The following is a 3,889-nucleotide window of genomic DNA, read 5'->3' as shown; positions in this document are numbered from 1 at the left end:
ACATTGCGGTTTAGGTTTAGCGTATTCAGCCCAACTTCACACAATTATCAACACAGCCTAGGACTTATTACATTAGTGAACAAGTTTTTACTGATTAGAGGGGCGTTGTTGCATGAAGAGGGGTTGCGGAGGGTGGAGACAGGGTAAGTTTCAATTACCACACCAAAACCCTGCCATGAAACCTCAATACCGCCTCCGCAACTGGTCTGAGTATAACGCTAGATTGAAGCAACGGGGAAGCCTCACCTTCTGGATTGATGAGGCGGTGCTAGAGGTATGGATGGTTGAGGATTTAAGCGGTAAGCCCGGAGCATCCAAGTTTTATAGCGATTTGGCGATTGCGACGATGGCACCGCTAAAAGCGGTGTATCGTCTAGCTGGAAGACAATGCCAGGGCTTCATAGAATCGATCTTTGAGTTGATGGAGATTGAGTTGCCGGTGCCTGACCACAGCACCCTATCGCGACGCTTGGGGCCCCTGTCGATTGAACTCCCAGTGTTGCCAAAGGAGCGGGCTCACCACGCGGTAGTAGATTCAACGGGGGTGAAAGTGTATGGGGAAGGGGAATGGAAAACTCGCCAACATGGGGTCAGTAAGCGACGCACTTGGCGGAAGCTGCATTTAGGAGTGGATGAGTCCACTGGAGAGATTTTGGCAGCGGTCGTCACCCTCAACGATTGCCATGATGGGGAAGTGTTAGCCGATGTGCTTGACGGCATTGCAGACCCGATAGAACAGGTATCCACCGATGGGGCTTACGGCCATCGCCATTGCTATGAGGAAATGGATGCCAAAGGAACCAAAGCGGTGGTTCCACCCCGTAAGGATGCCAAGATTTGGCAGCATGGCAATCGCAAAGGGAAACCTCATCCGCGCGATGAGAACTTGCGCTACATTCGCAAGCATGGACACAAACGCTGGAAGCGTGACTCCGGCTATCATCGCCGCTCGATTGCTGAAACCACCATGTTCCGCTTCAAAACAATCCTTTGGAGGTAATCTCAGTGCGCGAACATTTGACAATCAAGCGGTGGAACTGTTCATCAGATGTGCTGCTCTTAATCGAATGATTCAGGTCGCTAAGCCCGATAGCTATGAGGTTGAAGCCTAATACTAAAACTACCTCAAGGCTGATCTGACCGTTTTTCAATCATGCAACAAAGCCCATTGAAATTAATGATTTGAGAAACACTGTTTTAGTATTTTGTTATCCACTACTGCTATGTGAGCAAAGCTTGCACTCAATCATTCTTCAAATTGAGACATTCTTGATGATAACACGGTCCTCCTTATTGTTAAATTGCTTTAGTCTGTCAAGATAAATCTTCGATTCAATAACTCAAAACTTGCTCTTCCATACATCTGCCGCTTTAGCAGTTTCATCGATTGACTTGGCCTTCTACAGGTCCATTGCTGATGGAAGTCATGAGGCTTGCTTTCACCGCTTCATAGTCCTCTTTTAACCCTTGAGCGAAGCGTTGAAATAGACTGATAGAACTATTAATTGCTTGCTCTAACCAGGTGTCTAACTGTTGCGGCAGTCGTTCTCGCACCAGTTTCGTAAAGCTTTGAGTCAATTCAATGGCTGCCGCTAGGTCTGGATGTTGCGTGCTTAAGTCGGTGATCAATGCTTGCTCTACTTCTGTTCGCTGCTCTGTTCGGCGCATCACTATCCACGTCGCACGTCGTGCAGTGAGCGGGGGCGTTGCAGATCCCGAATCGGAAGCTGTGGCTGCACGCCTAATCGAGCGCGGTACTGCCGTTGCGCTTGTCGCAACCGACGGGTATAGCGAGCACCTGTTTGATAGCTTCCCCGATAGCCTTGGTGTTGAATCGCCTCGAACAACTGTTTTGTGTTCTGTTGTCCACCATTCCACTGCTCTAGCAGATAGGGTTTGTAGACATCCAATTGACTCGATTGACTTCGACCTTGACGCAGGTGCGGTTGCCATTCGGGAAACTTAGCATGACTTAAGTAGCGATAAACGGTTCGTTTTCCCATGCCCAAAGGTCGTGAAATCTCTAAAATTTCCCATCCTTGTCGGCGTAGCTCATGCACTTGTTCGTAGTTTGCTAATCGCCGTTCCCGTCGCTGTTGGGCACGTTCCTGCCCTGGATTTCGACGCGGTGCTACAGGTGCGATTGGAATTGCATCACTGACGAGAAGTTGTGCCGTTTCGACCGCTTTCAATCGCTGTGTGTGCATGGCTAAAATCCGCTCTAAGACCTCAGCAAGATTCTTCAGCAGATGGAAACGGTCTGCAACCTGAGTGGCTTCCGGTGCTCCTTTCGTCATGCCTTGCCGATAGGTCTTGGATCGTTTACCCCGCAGGGGGAACTGCTTCGCAACTCGCGATAGCACTTCGACACCGGGGTGATCCTCCAACCACTGGGCTAAAGTTTCGGCTTCTCGATCTTTGAGGAGCACAATCGGCTGATGGGTGTCTAAGTTCACTAAAATCGTGCCGTAGCGTTGTCCTCGTCGAAACGCAAAATCGTCAACTCCTAATTGCTTCGGGACGGTTATTGGGGGCATGGGTTGCTGGTAGATTATCAACAGCAAGGTATTCTGGCTCACCGCACAATGCAGCGTCTGACTCAGTTTTGCGCCGCCTTCTCCGCCAACACGCAACCCGATCTCGGTCAGTTGGGTGACTAGTCGTTGTGTTCGGCGTGCCCACGGTGCCATGACCCCAGCGATCCGTTCCGTGAAAATTTTGCGATGACCCTGTGCTTGATCGCAGAAGAACTTGCCCACGGTCAGTTGAATGACGATTTGATAATCTGCCCATGGTAAGTCTGCCAGCGTCCGCTCGTAGGAGCTATGCACACGATGGGCGGCTTGATGACAGACGGGGCAGCGTACTGTCGTCTGAACCGACTCTACAAATACCCGAACTTGCTGCTGTTCCGGGTCGAGTTCGTAACTTTGTAGGTGTAGGTGTTCTGCGTTGGGAAGCAGGTGAGTCAGGAAGTCCACAATCTTTCCGATGCGATTTATCACCATTCTGACAAACCGTCACCAAAACCTGCGGAGAACCCGAAGTTGTGGAAATATGCAGTTTTGGCAGGTCATGTTTGAATCGGCGCATGGCTTTGATAATGGAAGAATACCCAGCTTTGCGAAACAATGAGATTGCCCAGGAACGCAATAGAGCCATGAGCGTTGCAGGATTGGCAGATTGGATTAACGAAGCATCTTCTCCTTGCACCACATCCTTGACCCAATGCAACTTATTTTCCGTTGTGCCTTGATGCGCTTGAATCATCAAGGCAAGCTCTTGCGCTTCAATCACCTGGCTGATGATAAACCAGGACTGTCGCTCAAAGGTCTGTTCCTGACGCACCCCCCCGCCGCTCAACTGCCACAAACGCTGCTAAAGCTTTCCAATCGTGCGATAGTTCTGGTGGGGCAGCAAACACTCGAACTCGACGTTCGACTACTCGACTATGCGAAGTATCGAGGGACTGATAGCAACTCAAGGGCGGTTGACTTTGAGCGCACTGTTGCGCCTGTTGCAGCAGCTTGCGTTGATTTGCCTTGAGCCCAATGCAGTAGTGATTGCCGCTTTCGACAATCTCACAGACTGTTTTTTTGGGTGTGCAAGGCATCGAGCGTCACCCACGCGCCCTGAACATCTAACTGTTGCAGCAATTGCCTGACACTTGTAATCTCACTGCTTTGACCATTGTGAAAGCTGATTTGCCCAATTACCCATTGCACTGTTGAACACAGGCACTCACCACGGTGACAAAATCCTGCTGTTGACCATAACAGTCTTGCAAGGTACTGGCTAACGCTTTGCCATCCATCGAAACCACTTGTCCTGCCTCCCTCAGGGGGTGACAGCGAGGCTAGAAGGCCGACTGAATGAGAGCCATGGCTCT

The 3,889-nt window shown here is 50.3% G+C and carries 2 protein-coding genes and 2 pseudogenes; 1 reads left to right on the top strand and 3 read right to left on the bottom strand.

Annotated features, from left to right (window positions below; genetic code table 11):
* Positions 1 to 175 precede the first annotated feature (175 nt).
* Positions 176 to 1,112: pseudogene (locus tag AC5I6P_RS02260) on the top strand (IS5 family transposase).
* Positions 1,113 to 1,306: 194 nt separating this feature from the next.
* On the opposite strand, the pseudogene AC5I6P_RS02255 reads toward AC5I6P_RS02260, so the two are convergent.
* The 3 genes and pseudogenes from AC5I6P_RS02255 to AC5I6P_RS02245 form a co-directional block, all read right to left on the bottom strand.
* Positions 1,307 to 2,981 (bottom strand): annotated as a pseudogene (locus AC5I6P_RS02255) (ISL3 family transposase).
* Between the two features lie 344 nt (positions 2,982 to 3,325).
* Positions 3,326 to 3,613: a hypothetical protein gene (locus AC5I6P_RS02250; protein WP_495692137.1), complete on the bottom strand. Its 288-nt coding sequence runs from the start codon at positions 3,611 to 3,613 to the stop codon at positions 3,326 to 3,328.
* Positions 3,582 to 3,889 (bottom strand): hypothetical protein (locus AC5I6P_RS02245; RefSeq protein WP_495692136.1); only part of this gene is annotated, 308 nt, incomplete at its 5' end. The genes AC5I6P_RS02250 and AC5I6P_RS02245, both read right to left, overlap by 32 nt.

This window comes from Myxacorys sp. (genome assembly GCF_059501405.1).
This window is presented reverse-complemented; position numbering and strand designations above follow the sequence as displayed.

What these genes read in the sequence shown, in the direction of transcription:
- AC5I6P_RS02250 (WP_495692137.1), bottom strand. Translation starts at nt 3,613, where the DNA reads ATGCCTTGCACACCCAAAAAAACAGTCTGTGAGATTGTCGAAAGCGGC.